19 protein-coding genes are annotated in these 15,827 nt (G+C 48.0%); 4 read left to right on the top strand and 15 right to left on the bottom strand.

The features are described 5' to 3' along the window. Positions 1 to 60: 60 nt before the first annotated feature. Positions 61 to 294 (bottom strand): YuzB family protein, encoded by a 234-nt coding sequence (locus tag KNQ02_RS01595; RefSeq protein WP_088837684.1) that lies wholly within the window; start codon positions 292 to 294, stop codon positions 61 to 63. 92 nt (positions 295 to 386) lie between these two features. Here KNQ02_RS01595 and KNQ02_RS01590 point away from each other — a divergent pair, with 92 nt between their 5' ends. Then, positions 387 to 1,439, top strand: coding sequence for an NAD(P)/FAD-dependent oxidoreductase (locus KNQ02_RS01590; protein WP_088837685.1), 1,053 nt, complete (start codon positions 387 to 389; stop codon positions 1,437 to 1,439). 350 nt (positions 1,440 to 1,789) lie between these two features. Here the strand turns inward: KNQ02_RS01590 and KNQ02_RS01585 are convergent, their stop codons facing one another. Continuing rightward, positions 1,790 to 2,092, bottom strand: a complete 303-nt coding sequence (locus KNQ02_RS01585; protein WP_088837687.1) for a DUF1462 family protein — start codon at positions 2,090 to 2,092, stop codon at positions 1,790 to 1,792. A 109-nt stretch (positions 2,093 to 2,201) separates the two neighbouring features. Between KNQ02_RS01585 and KNQ02_RS01580 the strand changes: the two genes are divergently transcribed. Further along, positions 2,202 to 2,429, top strand: a complete 228-nt coding sequence (locus KNQ02_RS01580) for a NifU family protein (RefSeq protein ID WP_012371190.1) — start codon at positions 2,202 to 2,204, stop codon at positions 2,427 to 2,429. A 45-nt stretch (positions 2,430 to 2,474) separates the two neighbouring features. On the opposite strand, the gene KNQ02_RS01575 is transcribed toward KNQ02_RS01580, so the two are convergent. Both KNQ02_RS01575 and KNQ02_RS01570 read right to left on the bottom strand, forming a co-directional pair. Then, positions 2,475 to 3,239 (bottom strand): TIGR01457 family HAD-type hydrolase, encoded by a 765-nt coding sequence (locus tag KNQ02_RS01575; protein ID WP_088837688.1) that lies wholly within the window; start codon positions 3,237 to 3,239, stop codon positions 2,475 to 2,477. A 6-nt stretch (positions 3,240 to 3,245) separates the two neighbouring features. Continuing rightward, on the bottom strand, positions 3,246 to 3,689 hold the full coding sequence (locus KNQ02_RS01570) for a DUF86 domain-containing protein (RefSeq protein ID WP_088837689.1): 444 nt from the start codon (positions 3,687 to 3,689) through the stop codon (positions 3,246 to 3,248). Between the two features lie 155 nt (positions 3,690 to 3,844). Between KNQ02_RS01570 and glpX the strand changes: the two genes are divergently transcribed. After that, complete coding sequence (glpX, locus tag KNQ02_RS01565; RefSeq protein ID WP_088837690.1) at positions 3,845 to 4,825, top strand: class II fructose-bisphosphatase; 981 nt, start codon at positions 3,845 to 3,847, stop codon at positions 4,823 to 4,825. A 38-nt stretch (positions 4,826 to 4,863) separates the two neighbouring features. Further along, positions 4,864 to 5,142 (top strand): DUF3055 domain-containing protein, encoded by a 279-nt coding sequence (locus KNQ02_RS01560; RefSeq protein WP_214768793.1) that lies wholly within the window; start codon positions 4,864 to 4,866, stop codon positions 5,140 to 5,142. 47 nt (positions 5,143 to 5,189) lie between these two features. Here the strand turns inward: KNQ02_RS01560 and KNQ02_RS01555 are convergent, their stop codons facing one another. The 11 genes from KNQ02_RS01555 to sufC all read right to left on the bottom strand — a co-directional run bounded on the left by KNQ02_RS01555 (position 5,190) and on the right by sufC (position 15,805). Further along, complete coding sequence (locus tag KNQ02_RS01555; protein WP_214768795.1) at positions 5,190 to 5,642, bottom strand: general stress protein; 453 nt, start codon at positions 5,640 to 5,642, stop codon at positions 5,190 to 5,192. Between the two features lie 85 nt (positions 5,643 to 5,727). After that, entirely contained in the window at positions 5,728 to 6,096 is a 369-nt protein-coding gene (locus KNQ02_RS01550; RefSeq protein ID WP_029331264.1) for a YutD family protein, read from the bottom strand. 105 nt (positions 6,097 to 6,201) lie between these two features. Continuing rightward, the gene (gene lipA, locus KNQ02_RS01545; RefSeq protein WP_088837694.1) at positions 6,202 to 7,101 is read right to left on the bottom strand and encodes a lipoyl synthase; all 900 of its coding nucleotides are present in this window, start codon (positions 7,099 to 7,101) and stop codon (positions 6,202 to 6,204) included. Between the two features lie 64 nt (positions 7,102 to 7,165). Then, positions 7,166 to 8,470 carry a bifunctional metallophosphatase/5'-nucleotidase gene (locus KNQ02_RS01540; RefSeq protein WP_214768797.1) on the bottom strand — a complete coding sequence of 435 codons (1,305 nt, stop codon included), beginning with the start codon at positions 8,468 to 8,470 and terminating at the stop codon, positions 7,166 to 7,168. A gap of 20 nt (positions 8,471 to 8,490) precedes the next feature. Continuing rightward, on the bottom strand, positions 8,491 to 9,333 hold the full coding sequence (locus KNQ02_RS01535; protein WP_214768799.1) for a DUF72 domain-containing protein: 843 nt from the start codon (positions 9,331 to 9,333) through the stop codon (positions 8,491 to 8,493). A gap of 120 nt (positions 9,334 to 9,453) precedes the next feature. Continuing rightward, a complete protein-coding gene (locus KNQ02_RS01530) occupies positions 9,454 to 10,014 on the bottom strand; it encodes a dihydrofolate reductase family protein (protein ID WP_214768801.1) in 561 nt (186 codons plus the stop codon). A 630-nt stretch (positions 10,015 to 10,644) separates the two neighbouring features. Beyond that, on the bottom strand, positions 10,645 to 12,042 hold the full coding sequence (sufB, locus tag KNQ02_RS01525; protein WP_028105809.1) for a Fe-S cluster assembly protein SufB: 1,398 nt from the start codon (positions 12,040 to 12,042) through the stop codon (positions 10,645 to 10,647). A 32-nt stretch (positions 12,043 to 12,074) separates the two neighbouring features. Then, a complete protein-coding gene (sufU, locus tag KNQ02_RS01520; RefSeq protein ID WP_029331275.1) occupies positions 12,075 to 12,509 on the bottom strand; it encodes a Fe-S cluster assembly sulfur transfer protein SufU in 435 nt (144 codons plus the stop codon). Beyond that, positions 12,499 to 13,722 carry a cysteine desulfurase gene (locus tag KNQ02_RS01515; RefSeq protein ID WP_029331277.1) on the bottom strand — a complete coding sequence of 408 codons (1,224 nt, stop codon included), beginning with the start codon at positions 13,720 to 13,722 and terminating at the stop codon, positions 12,499 to 12,501. Before KNQ02_RS01515 ends, sufU begins: the two co-directional genes overlap by 11 nt. A gap of 1 nt (position 13,723) precedes the next feature. Next, complete coding sequence (gene sufD / locus KNQ02_RS01510) at positions 13,724 to 15,001, bottom strand: Fe-S cluster assembly protein SufD (RefSeq protein ID WP_088837698.1); 1,278 nt, start codon at positions 14,999 to 15,001, stop codon at positions 13,724 to 13,726. Positions 15,002 to 15,019: 18 nt separating this feature from the next. Then, a complete protein-coding gene (gene sufC, locus KNQ02_RS01505; protein WP_012371204.1) occupies positions 15,020 to 15,805 on the bottom strand; it encodes a Fe-S cluster assembly ATPase SufC in 786 nt (261 codons plus the stop codon). Positions 15,806 to 15,827 lie beyond the last annotated feature (22 nt).

Raw genomic sequence — 15,827 nt, 5'->3', positions numbered from 1 at the left:
GTCCTAGGCGCGCCCGCCGACCGACAAAATCCCCCACTTCATTTGAGGTGGGGGATTTTTTTAGAGTTCATTTTCTTCGATTTTAGCGTAGATGTTTTCTAACAGTTCTTCCGGTGTCTCTCCGATGACGGTCTGGCCGTCAACAAGACAAAAATGGTCAAGCGAGCAGATGCCGCAGTAGCCAAGACAACCATACTCGACGACATCGACATTCGGGTCGCGTTCGAGTTGTGACATGACGACTTGGGTCCCTGCCGCTAAGTTACTGATACAAAATTCAATAATGGGATTCACTTTTTTTCCTCCTTTAAGCAGGAATTTACCTTCCTCTTGTCGTATTATACAAGGTCAGACTGATTTAGGGGAACTAAGGGGGATTTTAAGTTATGAAGCAACTAGTCGTTTTAGGTGGCGGATATGGCGGAATGCGAATTTGTGAACGCTTCAAGGATGAAGAGGTCGCCGTGACGCTTGTCGATCGATTGCCGTATCACGCACTAAAGACCGAGTATTACGCTCTTGCAGCAGGTACATTATCCGATCGTGATGTCCGGATTGAATTTCCGGAGGGGAAACATCTCACATATAAATATGGGCATGTCGTTAACATCTCGCCAGAGACGAATTCTGTGTTCTTGCAAGACGGGACAGAACTTTTTTATGACGATCTCATCATCGCATTAGGTTGCGAAGATAAATACCATAACATACCGGGTGCTCAAGAGTTTACTTATAGCATTCAGACACTCGAAGAGTCACGCAAAACGCATCAAGCGATTTGTGGACTGTCGCCCGGCGCGACGGTCTCGATTGTCGGTGCCGGTCTCTCGGGTGTTGAACTGGCAAGTGAACTCCACGAAAGTCGCAAGGACTTGAAGATTCGTTTATTCGATCGTGGTCCATCTGTCCTATCGTTCTTATCTGATAAAGTATCCTCTTACGTTCAGGAATGGTTCGAGGAGCATGACGTCGATGTCATCAACAATTCGAACGTCACCCTCGTCACAGCAGATGATGTCCGCAACGGTGAGGACGTCTATCCGACGAACTTAACGATTTGGACAGCCGGAACGCAACCCGTCAAAGTTGTCCGTGACCTCGGATTTGAAGCAGATAGCGGCGGACGGATTAAACTAGCGGAGCATCATCACGTTCCGGAATACGATAACTTGTTCGTCATCGGTGATTGCGCGAGCCTCCCGTATGCACCAAGCGGACAGCTCGCAGAGCATCAAGCGGATCAAGTCGTTGATGTCCTTGAAGCGAAATGGGCCGGAAAAAAACTTCCGAAATTACCGGAAATCAAATTACGCGGCATGCTCGGGTCACTCGGAAAATCAGATGGATTCGGAATCGTCATGGGTAAACAGGCCCTGACGGGAAAAGTGCCACGCCTTCTAAAATCAGGTGTCTTATGGAAACATAAAAAGATTAAATAAACGCAAAATCCCCAAAGTCCATTTAGGCGCTTTGGGGATTTTAGGCTGTATACACCACTTATGTAGAGTAAAGAGGCTTACATGCCTCTGCTTTCTCCTCACCTTTTCTTACACCGGCCTAAAAAGCTTTTCATTTCGTTGACTCCTGCGGGAAAAAGCGCGTTTTTTCGCGCTGCCGAGAGGCAGGCAAGACCCTGCTCGTTGTCCGCCAGGATCAAGGGGCTTGCGCCTCGCCCGAGGAAAGCAACGAAGAAGAAACAATCTTTGATCACCCCATACTACTTTGTCTACACGCTGAAACCCCCAAAGTCCGCTTAGGTACTTTGGGGATTTTTAAACGTCAATGAAGTTTACTGCGCAGCCTGATTCAATTTCAGATCAATCGCACGCGTGACTTTTTTCAGTTGAACATACCCTTCGTCAATCATTTCGCCATCGAGTAAGACGAGTGGGTAAAAATATTCGTCGTCTTTTAAAGCATCCACCCAACTGTCACGTGTCGTCGCCTGTTCAAAATCGACGTAAACAAATGTTAACTCCGTTTCATATTTCCGTCCAAGTACAGCCTGTAACCAGCTGAACGTCTCTTCCGAACTCGGTGCCCCGACACAGCTCGGACACGTCACAGCTGCCCCATATACCTTGATTTCCATCAGATATCCCCCTTCTTCCGTTTACTCTTTCTCAGTATACAAGTTTTCCAGATTGAGAACATTTTTCAACCCTGTTACAATGAATTTATAAGAAAGGATGTGTTTACGCATGGAAATGTTTGATCAAGTGAATGAAGTCCTCGAAAAATTGCGTCCGTTCCTTCTTCGTGATGGAGGAGACGTTGAGCTCGTAGATGTTGAAGATGGTATCGTTAAACTTCGTTTGATGGGAGCTTGCGGCAGTTGCCCAAGTTCGACAATCACATTGAAGGCTGGTATCGAACGTGCCCTGCTTGAAGAAGTAGCTGGCGTCGTTGAAGTAGAACAAGTCTTCTAATTCGAAAAAACCCCCGATGACATCCGTCGTCGGGGGTTTTTATGGTTATAAAATCCACTCGGCAAGCGAATCGACCATGTACGTCGGCTGAACATCCTGCCCTTGAATAAAGACAGGCGTATGAACACCCGAGTTGACATGCATCGTCCGAATCCCACCATTGATTCCGAATAAGATATCCGTATGGTAGTTGTCACCAACCATGATGACATCTTCCTTCGCAAGACCAATCATTTCAGCAGCGATGTTGACCATGACCGGTTCCGGTTTCCCGATGTAGAACGGCTCTTTTTCTGTCGTCACGCGTAAAACCGACGTCAAGGCACCGTTTCCTGGTAAGAAGCCGCGTTCTGTCGGAATTGCGATATCGCCGTTCGTCGAGATGAATCGTGCTCCTGCCCGAATCGCCAGTGCACCGATCGCTAACTTCTCATACGTGATTTGACGATCGAGTCCGATGACGACGTAATCCGCATGCTCATCGGCAACGACTTGAAGTCCTTGTTGTTCTAAGGCATCGAGCAACCCGTGTTCACCGATCGCATAGACATTTGCACCTGGGTCGAGTTCTGCGATGTAGCGACCTGTCGCCATCGCACTCGTTAAGACATGTCCTGCATCGGAATGAACGCCCATGCCGCGTAGTTTTTCAGCGACGGCTTCTGCTGTCATCGATGCATTGTTCGTCACGAACAGGTACGGCACGCCTTCTGCTTGCAAGCGATTGACAAAATCAACGGCTTCTTGAACAGGTTCTGTTCCGTTATACATCGTGCCGTCTAAATCGAATAAATAACCTTTCGCTTTCATCCTGACTCACTCCTCGTTTGGTAAAAATGCCGAGACGGGTCCGAGTTCTGTCTCTAAGTATTGACGGACCGCGGACGGAAATCGACGAAGCTCTATTTCTTCTTCGCTCAAGACCGTCCGGACTTCTGCTGTACTCGACTTCGTAAACTCACGGACGATCGGTGTCCGCAGTGCGACGATTCGTTTTAAGCTCGTCGCGAGTTCTGCGTCAATCACCCGCTCGTCTTCTAAAATCAATACGATATCTTCATAACTTCCCGGATCACGCATGATGAAACCATCAATCATACTATTTCCGATATCAATGATACTTTCGATGACTAAAAACCCGATCCGTTCCAGCGCTAAAGCTGTCGTCACCGCATCCCCCGTTAACTCTTTGCTTTGACGAAGCGCTGTCTCGAAACAAATCACCGTTTGTTCAATCTTTTCCCGATTCACGAAATACATCTAGCATTCCCCCTTACATCTTCCATTTTAGACCTATCGGCGGTCCATGAAAAGTAGAAACGCCATTTGCATCACATTCCTCAATGTGTTATCCTCAATTTAGATTTTTACCCAAAATAGTATGTCACATTAAGTGACTTGGAGGTTATTTATACATGGAACGGGAACTTGCATTAGAAATCGTCCGCGCAACAGAGGCTGCTGCCCTCGCATCTGCAAAATGGATTGGTCGTGGGAAAAAGAACGAGGCAGATGATGCCGCAACGACAGCGATGCGTGAAGTCTTGAATACGGTCAATATGACAGGAACAGTCGTCATCGGAGAAGGTGAACTCGATGAAGCACCGATGCTGTTCATCGGCGAACAACTCGGCACGACAAATGGTCCGATCGTCGACATCGCAGTCGATCCGCTCGAAGGCACGAACATCGTCGCAAAAGGACTCGGTAACGCCATGGTCGTCATCGCTGTCGCAGACCAAGGCGCACTCTTGCATGCTCCTGATATGTACATGGATAAATTAACGGTTGGTCCGAACTTAAAAGGACATGTCTCGCTCGACGATCCACTCGAAGTCATCATTGAAAAGGCAGCTGAACTGAACAATAAACGGATTGAAGACGTGACGGTCATCATGCAAGACCGCCCCCGTCACGACCACTTCCGTGAAGCCGCTATGCGGATGGGCGCCCGCGTCCGGTTATTCGAGGACGGCGATGTTTCTGCCGGAATCGCCCCCCTTTCACCGGCAACAGGCATCGACATCTTCATCGGAACGGGCGGTGCACCGGAAGGCGTCATTACCGCTGCTGCTGTCAAAGCAATGGGTGGCGACATGCAGGCACGCTTACACCCGATGGATGACGAAGAGACAGCCCGTGTCATTCGGATGGGACTTGCTGATCCGTTACAATTGTTGACGCTCGACGACTTAATCAAGAGCGACGATTGTATCTTCGCGGCGACAGGTGTCACGACCGGTGAAATGCTCGACGGGGTCAAGTTCATCACGGACGATATCGTAGAGACGACGTCGCTCGTCATGCGCTCAAAAACACGGACCATCCGTAAAGTCATCGCGGAACACAGTCTGTCGCGCAAACCGTACTTGCAAAATGTTCCCCAAACCCTTTAATCTGAAAAGAGACTAGGAAATGAGGGACTTTACACGTCATGATGGAAGAACGCGATTTTTTATATGATGATGTCGAACAAACGAAAACACGGTTTATTTGCTGGATTGGTGAAACGAGCCGGTTCGATTTAGCAATCACGCACTCGGAACATTTTTTCGGAAAGATTTTAGTGCTGAATTTACTCTCGAACCGCTTCGCAATCATCGGTGCCGATGATTTTGACGAACCGGGTTATATCGCTCATGCCTTCGACCTCAAGGAAGACGCAGCTGATGAACTCGAACGGTATTTAAGTGAATACATTGGTCTCACATGAAAAAAAGCAGCTCCATCCGTGAAGGATGGAGCTGCTTTTTAAGCATTTTAGATGAGACGATCATTGCGTTCATTCAGTGTATTCGGTCCACTGAACACATTCGTATTGTCTGAATCATCATGAGCTTTACGCTCTGAATGCTGATCTGCCTCGTCCCCGACGAGCAAGACGAATTGATGGTCTTCGACTGCTTTGTTTGCACGGTCGACATCTTCTTTACTTAAGCCACTCGCTTGCAACACATCTGTATGCGTCGTCGAAGCAGCTTCTTTCTTTTTGAAGATCCCTTTGATCTCATGCCATAGGTTCATATGCTCTTCTTGCGACAGCTTCGTTGACGTCTGGTGATTATGCAAATCTGCCATGTCTTCGATTTGATCTAAGTCATAGCGGTCATGGGCAACGACTTTTAAGTCCGTTGAAATGACTCCGGCGACACGCAAATCATGAACAGCACTAACGATTTCTGGCACAGTTTTATAAATCCCGACGATTCTCATGGATGGTTCCCCCTATAGGTACGTGATACTTATAGTAATAGCCGAAATCAGCCCATCAGAAACGTTTTTAAATATGTCTTTTTGATTACTGTGCTTCTTCAGTCGGAGAAAATTTACGTTTAAGCTTCAACGTATTGGCCGAAGATCCGTCGAAGCGAGGTGGTGCTTCTTCTCCTTCTACCGGCTCCATCCGCTTGACGATGAAATAAGCACAGCCGAAATTACAGTATTCATATAAATAATCCGCAACATGCGAAATCTTCGTATCAAACGTCGCCTTGATGTGATCGTCATTATAGAAGCCACGTAGTCGAAGTTGACCGTGCCCCCAATCTCCGACGATGTAATCATATTTTTCGAGGACATCACTGAATCGTCCGATGAAAGCTTCCTCATTGAAACCTTCACGCTTTTCTTCGACGATTTCATATCGTTCGCGATTGACTTGTATCATTTTTCCACCCCCTGCTTCTATTATCATAGCATATTCATTTCTGAAAACGAATCTCCGCGCAGACGAAAAACCGTCCCAGTCGGCTACTGAGACGGTTTCATTTACTCAATCGATTGGTAAAGCAGCTTTATTCTTTTTCGCTGCGTTGACTTGTTCATCCGCATGATAAGAAGAGCGGACGAGTGGACCGGCTTCACAGTGTGAGAAGCCTTTGCCAAGCGCAATTTGTTTTAGTTCAGCAAATTCTTGTGGTGTATAGTATTTGATGACATCCAGGTGTTTTTTCGTCGGTTGAAGATACTGACCGATTGTCATGATATCGACGTCGTTCGCACGAAGATCATCCATCGTCTGTAAAATCTCTTCCCACGTTTCACCAAGTCCTAACATCAAACTTGATTTCGTCGGGATTTCGGGAGCAAGCTCTTTTGAACGGCGAAGGAATTCGAGTGTCCGGTCATACGTTGCTTTTGCACGGACCGTCGGTGTCAAGCGTCGAACCGTCTCGATGTTATGGTTCATGATGTCCGGTTTCGCTTCAATCAAGGTTTGGAGCGCATCAAAGTTTCCACCCATATCAGATGGCAAGACTTCAATCGATGTCTCCGGGTTCATCCGTCGTACTTCACGGACCGTTTCGGCGTAAACTCCTGCCCCGAAGTCATTCAGGTCGTCACGTGCTACTGCCGTGATGACTGCATGTTTCAAGTTCATCAGACGAACCGATTCTGCGACACGTGTCGGCTCTTCTAAATCGAGTTCATTCGGACGTCCTGTCGTCACAGCACAAAAACGGCATGCCCGTGTACAGATACTCCCAAGAATCATAAACGTCGCTGTCCGGCGAACGGCCCAACACTCATGGATGTTCGGACACTTCGCTTCCTCACAGACAGTATGTAGCTTTTTTTCTCGCATCATACTCTTAAGCTCTGTGTAGGTCTCGTTCGTATTCAACTTGATTTTTAGCCATTCTGGTTTCCGTTGAATCTCTCCTCTAGCCATAAATACACTTCCCCCTTCATCCCCCAAAAAAGTCATTTATTTTCTGTTTCAGTATACCAAACAATTATCGTTTAGGGGCATGCAATTCAGTGAATTCTGACTTCTCCGATAGCCGGTTAAATAGCAAATCTCGTAAAAGCTCCGGCATGAAATACTGTTTCGGCATGTCTTTGATTGCTGGGAAGAGAGGTCCAAACGTAAACATGTCTGGCATCGCGACCGTGTAGTGCGCCGACTCGTCCAGTGTGGCTAAAACGGAGTCACGTCCTGCGTAATGCATTTTCCCCATCAATTTCCCGCGAAAACCGAGTCCACGGACTTTTAACTGTTCAAACTGATTCGTTTCGACTTCTTCCATGAACGTCATCAGTTGCCGTCCTGTCATCGTGACGTTACACGGATTGATGGGATGCGGACATAACCGGTGCAGGTCGAAGGAAGAGACGGGACCCGGAGAGAGCGAACCGAGCAACATACCAGCCGGGACACAAGCGATATCGGCTTTACACCAGTCCTGCATCGTGTCTGCTAACAGTTGGGAGAACGGTGACGGACTAAACCAGTCATTCGCTAGACCTGATGTCCTGCCAATCGGTTGTTTCATCACTTTTTCAGCCGCATATTGTTCACGGTCGAGTAATCCGGAACTCGCTTCATCCGCCGCATAGTCGTGGAGCGGGTGCAAGACGGCTTCTTTTTCACCAGTATCCGTGTTGAGATAAATCTCACCTGCGTATTGACCGTGCTTACCGGCTTGGGCAATCAAGACACCATTCTTGACGACACCATCGTCTAAGACATGATGCGTATGGGCTCCGATGATTAAATCAAGCTCCGGGAACCGTTCTGCCAGTTCCTCATCCTGATAAAACCCAAGATGACTCAAACAAATCAGGACGTCGACCTGTCCGCGAAGCGACTCGATTTCACGCGCTGCTGCTTCGAACGGGTCTTCGATTGTCCACCCGAGCAACTCATACAATTCATAGTAAGGAGCCGTCAGACCAAAGACTCCGACGTTACCGGTCGGAAGTTCCTGAATCATGCCAGACTTCGCGAACGGTGCTGTCATATTCGAGACGAGTACAGGGAACGTCGCTTCTGTATAGAGTGCCGCAAGCCAGTCATGGGGAAACGTGATTCCTTCATTGTTTCCGATCGTCACGGCAGTCGGTGCTAACTCATTTAAGAGATGGGTATTGATTTTTCCTTGCGTCGCTTCCGTCGCCGGTGCGACACGGTCTGCATGATCCCCTAAATCAAAGACAAGGGAGTCGTACGTCCGGTGTTCCTTGATGAACGACATATAGCGAGGCCACATATCAAAGTGTGAATGAAGATCATTATAATGGATGACGTGTAACTTCACGCTCAAAGCCTCCTCTAAAATTAAAACAACGAGATTTGCCGGGGAGCGAGTTCATAATCGAGATTAAGGATCTCAATCAGACGTTTCGCATTCGGCGCGGCATCGCCTGCTGAATTGTTATTAAAGAAAACATACACGTCTTTCGCTTGTCCTGCAAGCGTCCGGACATGTTCTGCTAATTCTTGTAATTCTTCTTCCGAGTACCGGTATAAACAACGGACCTTCCGCCAGTCGTCACTGCTTTGCCCCGGCTTTTTCAGCCAGCCGTTTTTGTTCCGACCATGCAAGCGGACGAACGCTGTTTCTTGCGTGACGACAGGAACAAACGGGACGGAACCGTCTTCCGTCTGCGGCTCATCACAAATCGTATGAATGAACTGATGCTCTGCTAAAAAACGAAGTGTCCGTTCCCGATATTCGTCGGAGTACCAGGACGGATTTCTGAATTCGATCGCAACCGGGAGTCCCGCAAGCGATTTACGAACAGTTTGCAAGTATTCAAGGTGAACTTTACTAACGTCGAACCAAGGTGGCAGTTGGACGAGGATCGCCGCAATCTTCCCGCTCTTTCGCATCGGCTCAATTGACGCAATATATTGTTCGAAAATCGGACCGAGTGGATCTTTATTGTCCCGGTCATGCCCGCTCATCGCCCGGTGTACTTTGACGATGAAGCGAAAGGCGTCCGGTGTTTCTGCGACCCATTTTTGATAGTTTCGTTCCGGTTGAATCGCATAAAACGTCGAATCGATTTCGACTGCCGGAAAATGTCCCGCGTAGGCAGCCAGTTTTTCTTTTCGGTCTTGCGGTGTCGGATAGAGGCTATCATGATCCCCCCAACCGGTCACGCCGACATAAATCATCCGCTTATCCCTCCTTACGACAAAAAAGACCTATCGCTTTTTTTGACGCAGGCTTTTTTGCACTGTCTATTTTCTTATCATATCACAGCTAAATCGAAAACTTCTTCTCGAAGATTGTCGTCAGCGTGTTCGTTCGTATCGAAGGACAACACAGCCGGAAGAAGCAAAGTGCCGTTGTTCGACAAGCCGTAAAGCAAGTGATTGGTCGAGTCGTCCAAACATCCGTTTTCCGCCTCCGAGCAGGACAGGATAGACGACAACATGGTATTCATCAATCAAGTCACGTTGCATGAATTGTGCAGCAAGATTTGCGCCACCGACGGATATCCGTTTGCCGGGCATCCCCCGTAAACGTTCGACTTCTTCTTCAATCGTCCCTGTTGCAAGCCGGGCATGCCCATCGACCTGCGTCAATGTCCGGGAGAAGACAATCTTCTCGATTCCTGTCCAAATCAGTGCATAGTCACGAATTTCTGCGACTTCTTCCGTATCGCTTACGTTCGACCAAAACGGATGCATCATTTCATATAATTTCCGTCCATAGAAATGTGTATCAAACTGTTTTTCGTAGTCATTGAAGTAACGATGGAGTTCCTTGTCAGGTGTAAAGGGGAGTAAGCCTTGCCCATCTTCGAGATAGCCGTCAAGCGATGCTTGAAATGAGTAGACAATCGGTCGCATCGGTCATCCTTCCTTTCGAGAGAACTGTTTCTTACTCTCTACCCGTTGTCGGAAAGAACAATCAACAATACCCCAGTAAAATAAGACCGTATGCCAGACGGATAGTTCGTGTTATCCGACACGCTTTCCCTTCTCGAATCACATCTTGAAAACACGTTGATTCTCGTGACTCCTACTGGAAAAAGCGTTCAGCGGTAATCGCTTTAGCAACCAATCTGACTTTCGTTAAAGTCAGCTACTGGAGACAAATGCTGTCTTATGAAGATTGAAGAGCCGACATCACCATACTGCCGCGTCGCGCTTCCATGTCTCGACTCGCCTTACTCTGCGGCACAACCTAAACAAAGCTTCTCTTTTTCGTTGACTCCTACGGGAAAAAGCGCAAGGCAACTTGCGCTGTCAGAGGCAGGCAAGACCCTGCTCATTGCCCGATAGGTCAAGGGGCAACGGCTTGCCCCTCGCCCGAGGAAAGCAACAGAAAAGGAAGAAGCTTATTCTTGTCTAATCCGGCTTCGCCTAAAAAAGTACGAGAGCAGATTTTAATCTAAACGAAATCACGCGCCTCACCCGATTCCTAAAGGAAAACGGATAAAGCGCGTGAGGAGTGTAAAATTCTTTTTCGGAGTTAGATTATCCGATTGAACCTTCCATCTCGAACTTGATGAGACGGTTCATTTCGACCGCATATTCCATCGGCAATTCTTTTGTGAATGGCTCGATGAAGCCCATGACGATCATTTCTGTTGCTTCTTCTTGTGAAATCCCACGGCTCATGAGGTAGAACAATTGTTCTTCCGAGACTTTCGATACTTTCGCTTCGTGTTCAAGCGAGATGTTATCGTTGAGGATTTCATTGTACGGAATCGTATCCGACGTCGATTGGTTATCCATGATGAGTGTGTCACATTCGATGTTCGAACGCGCTCCGGTCGCTTTACGGCCGAAGTGGACGATTCCGCGATACGTAACTTTCCCACCGTGTTTAGAAATCGATTTCGAGACGATCGTTGACGACGTGTTTGGCGCAAGGTGGATCATTTTCGCACCCGCATCCTGGTGTTGCCCTTTACCCGCGATGGCAATTGATAATGTCATCCCACGTGATCCTTCACCTTTTAAGATGACGGCTGGGTATTTCATCGTCAATTTCGAACCGATGTTACCATCGACCCATTCCATCGTCGCGCCGGCTTCACAGATCGCACGTTTCGTCACGAGGTTGTAGACGTTGTTTGCCCAGTTTTGGATCGTCGTGTAACGGCAATACGCGTTTTTGTTGATGAAGATCTCAACGACCGCCGAGTGAAGCGAGTTCGTTGTGTAGACCGGTGCCGTACATCCTTCGACGTAGTGCACAGATGCTTCTTCGTCAACGATGATGAGCGTCCGCTCAAATTGACCCATGTTTTCCGAGTTGATGCGGAAGTAGGCTTGAAGCGGCGTATCCATCTTGACGCCTTTTGGTACATAAATGAACGATCCACCCGACCAAACCGCTGTGTTAAGGGCAGCGAATTTGTTATCTGTCGGCGGAATCAATTTACCGAAGTACTCACGGAACAAGTCTTCGTTCTCTTTGAGTGCTGTATCTGTATCTTTGAAGACGATCCCTTGATCTTCAAGTTCACTCTTCATGTTGTGGTAAACGACTTCTGATTCGTACTGTGCCGAAACACCTGCCAAGTACTTTTGTTCTGCTTCCGGGATACCGAGTTTGTCAAACGTACGTTTGATTTCTTCCGGTACTTCATCCCATGATTTTTCAGCACGTTCCGACGGTTTCACGTAATACGTGATGTCGTCAAAACGAAGATCTGATAAATCGCCACCCCAAGCTGGCATCGCTTGTTCGTTGAAAATCTTAAGCGATTTCAAACGGAAGTCGAGCATCCATTGTGGTTCTTCTTTCATTTTCGAGATCGTTTCGACGACTTCTGTCGTCAAGCCACGTCCAGAACGGAAGATCGAGATATCGCGATCGTGGAAACCATATTTATAATCGCCAATTTCAGGCATGTTCTTAGCCATGTTCATTTCCTCCTCTTACTTACTGACCGAAGTTACTTGCCTTCTTCCACGCCACGTTCGAGCGCTTTCCAAGCAAGTGTCGCACACTTGATACGTGCTGGGAATTTTGTCACACCGGAAAGTGCTTCTGCGTCCCCAAGATCAAACTTCTCATCATCATAGTCTTTCCCTTGAACCATCTCAGAAAAGATTTCTGCGAGTTGTAATGCTTCTTCGACCGTTTTTCCTTTGACGATCTGTGTCATCATCGACGCGGACGCCATACTGATGGAACACCCTTCGCCGTCAAACTTCGCATCTTGGACGATATCGTCTTCGATCGCGAGCTGTAAACGAATCGTGTCTCCACACGTCGGGTTGTTCATATCGATCGTCACGCCTCCCTCGATCGCACCGCGATTACGAGGAGTTTTATAATGATCCATGATCACTTGACGGTACAAGTGATCGAGATTGTTAAAATCCATGACTGAAATACTCCTTCGTTTGACGAAGTCCTGTCACTAAGGCATCGACTTCTTCTTGCGTGTTATACAAGTAGAAGCTTGCTCGTGCCGTTGAACTGGCACCGAGCCAACGCATCAGTGGTTGTGCACAGTGATGACCGGCGCGGACTGCGACGCCTTGCATGTCGAGTACCGTCGCGACATCATGTGCATGGACATCGCCGAGATTGAATGTGACGAGACCGACACGTTCTTCTGGACCATAAATCGTTAATCCATCGATTTCACGCATCTGTGCCATCGCATACCGGGCGAGTTCGCGTTCATGGGCTTCGATGTTCTCTAGACCGATTTCTTCTAGAAAATCAATCGCTGCCGACAGACCGACTGCCCCCGCAATGATGGGTGTACCGGCTTCAAAACGGTACGGTGATGGTTTGAACGTCGATTCTTCAAGTCCGACGTAATCAATCATCTCGCCTCCGAATTCGACCGGTTCCATCGCATTCAGTAATGCTTTTTTACCATATAAGACGCCGATTCCTGTTGGTCCACACATTTTATGGGCAGAGAACGCCAGGAAATCACAGTCGAGATCGACGACGTCAATTTTTTGATGCGGTGCACTTTGCGCTGCATCGACGACCATGACGGCACCGACGGCATGCGCGAGTTGCGCCACTTCTTTGATTGGATTGATCGTACCGAGGACGTTCGAGACATGTGCCATCGCAACGACTTTCGTCCGATCGGAAATTTGTGCTTTGACGGCTTCAATCGTCACGCGACCATCAGCTGTCAAATCAACATATTTCAATTTTGCTTTTTTCTTTTTCGCGACTTGTTGCCACGGAATGAGATTCGCATGGTGCTCAAGATAGGTGACGACGATCTCGTCGCCTTCTTGCACATGCTCCATTCCGTAACTGGACGCGACGATATTAATCGCCGTCGTCGTCCCACGGGTAAAGATAATTTCTTCATGGTGTTGCGCCTTGATGAAACGACGTACGTTCTCACGCGCACCTTCGTACGCATCCGTCGCTCGTGTTCCGAGCGTATGGACGCCACGGTGCACATTCGAATGAACCGTCTTGTAGTAGTTGTCGATCGCTTCGATGACGACGAGCGGCTTTTGTGACGAAGCCGCACTATCTAAATAGACGAGTTTCCGGTCATTAACCTGTTGGTCAAGAATCGGAAACTGATTGCGGATGGATGCATCGATTCCCATATTAGTTTACTTTCCCTTCAATCACTTGAACGAGACGTTCCTTGACGGAGTCAATCGCAAGCTCAGAGACGACAGGTTGTAAGAAACCGTGAACGACAAGGCGTTCTGCTTCTTTACGTGACAACCCACGGCTCATCAAGTAGTAAAGTTGAAGTTCGTCGACACGGCCGACAGATGCCGCGTGTCCTGCCATGACATCATCTTCATCGATCAAGAGGATCGGGTTCGCGTCACCACGTGCCTTTTCAGACAACATGAGCACACGTTCCGTTTGGACTCCGTTTGATTTCGACGCACCATGGTGAATCATTGACGTTCCGTTGAAGATCGACGTCGCCGAATCTTTTTGAACACCGTGAATCAAGATGAATCCTTCCGATCCTTTACCGAAATGATCTGTCCGGACGTTGAAGTTTTGTTTTTGATCGCCACGACCGACAGTAACGGCTTTCGTATCTGAGAACGAATCGTTCCCGACGAGATGCGTTTTCGTTTCTGTGATCGTATGTCCGTCATTCATGTGACCGAGTGCCCATTCGAGCTTCGCGCCTTGTTTGACGACACCACGGCGGTTCATATACGTGACAGCACCTTTCGCAAGCGTATCAACGCCTCCGAAAAGAACTTTTGCGTTCGCTTCGACGAACACTTCCGTCACGACGTTGACGTTATGTGCTTCTTCACCGTAAGAGACGAAGCTTTCGATATACGTCAATTCGCTGTCTTGATCGGCAACGATGATTGCGTGGTGGTAAAGTGCGCCGCCTGCTTGTTCGAGCGTATAAATCGCTTGCATCGGTACCGTCAGCTTAACGCCTTTAGGTACGTACAAGAATGTTCCGCCGTTCATGAGCGCTGCGTTGAGTGCTGCGAGACGGTCTTCATTGACGTTGACGCCTTCTGTCATGAAATACTTCTCAACGAGTTCCGGATGATGCTTCATCGCATCCTCAAGCGTTGTGAAGATGACACCGTTCGTTGCTTCACTGTTTTGCGCATGGACAAGTTGTCCGTTACGCGTGATCAACATATGGTCACGGTTTTCACCGATTAATGTTTCGATATCCGGCGTGAGACCTGTTGCTGTCTCAAGATCTGCTGTGCCTTCTGTGAAGTTCCAGCCACCGATTTTAATTTTTTCTACTTTTGGCAATGCGAGCGTTGGGGCAAGATCAAGTGCATCTTGGCGCTTAGAAATCATCCAAGCGGGCTCCCCTAAGCGAGTCGCACGTTCTGCCACTGCCTCGCGATTTACGGCAAGATTCAGTTCTACAGTCATCATGCTTCCTCCCTCGTCTTACGCTTTTGTTTCGATTTCGACTTCTTCGATGCCGAGTTCTTTTTTAACCCAGTCATATCCTTCTGCTTCAAGACGGTGTGCAAGTTCTTTTCCGCCAGACATGACGATTTTTCCACCCATCATGATGTGGATGAAATCAGGCTCGATGTAGTTCAAGAGACGCTGATAGTGCGTGATGATGAGGCAACCGAACTCAGGTGAACGCATTTCGTTAACACCTTTTGCAACGACTTTAAGTGCATCGATATCAAGACCTGAATCGATTTCGTCGAGGATTGCGATTGCTGGTTTCAGCATCGTCATTTGAAGAATTTCGTTCCGTTTTTTCTCTCCGCCTGAGAAACCTTCGTTGAGGTAACGGTGTGCCATTTCGCCTGGCATTTCAAGAAGTCCCATTTGCGCGTCAAGTTGACGGATGAACTTCATGAGTGAAATTTCATCGCCTTCTTCACGACGTGAGTTGATTGCTGAACGAAGGAAGTCAGAGTTTGTAACACCACTGATTTCGCTTGGGTATTGCATGGCGAGGAACATTCCTGCTTGCGCACGTTCGTTAACTTCCATCTCAAGAACATCTTCTCCGTCGAGTGTGACTGATCCAGATGTTACTTCATACGTTGGGTGACCCATCAATGCAGACGCGAGTGTTGATTTACCTGTCCCGTTTGGTCCCATGACCGCGTGGATTTCGCCGCCTTTGATTTCTAAGTTAACGCCTTTCAAGATTTCTTTGCCGTCGATTGCGACGTGTAGATCTTCAATCTTCAAGTGTGAAGCCTTCATGTAGAATCCCTCCATCTATTCA

The organism is Exiguobacterium sp. s102 (genome assembly GCF_018618635.1).
GTDB classification, from domain to species: Bacteria; Bacillota; Bacilli; order Exiguobacteriales; family Exiguobacteriaceae; genus Exiguobacterium_A; species Exiguobacterium_A oxidotolerans.
This window is presented reverse-complemented; position numbering and strand designations above follow the sequence as displayed.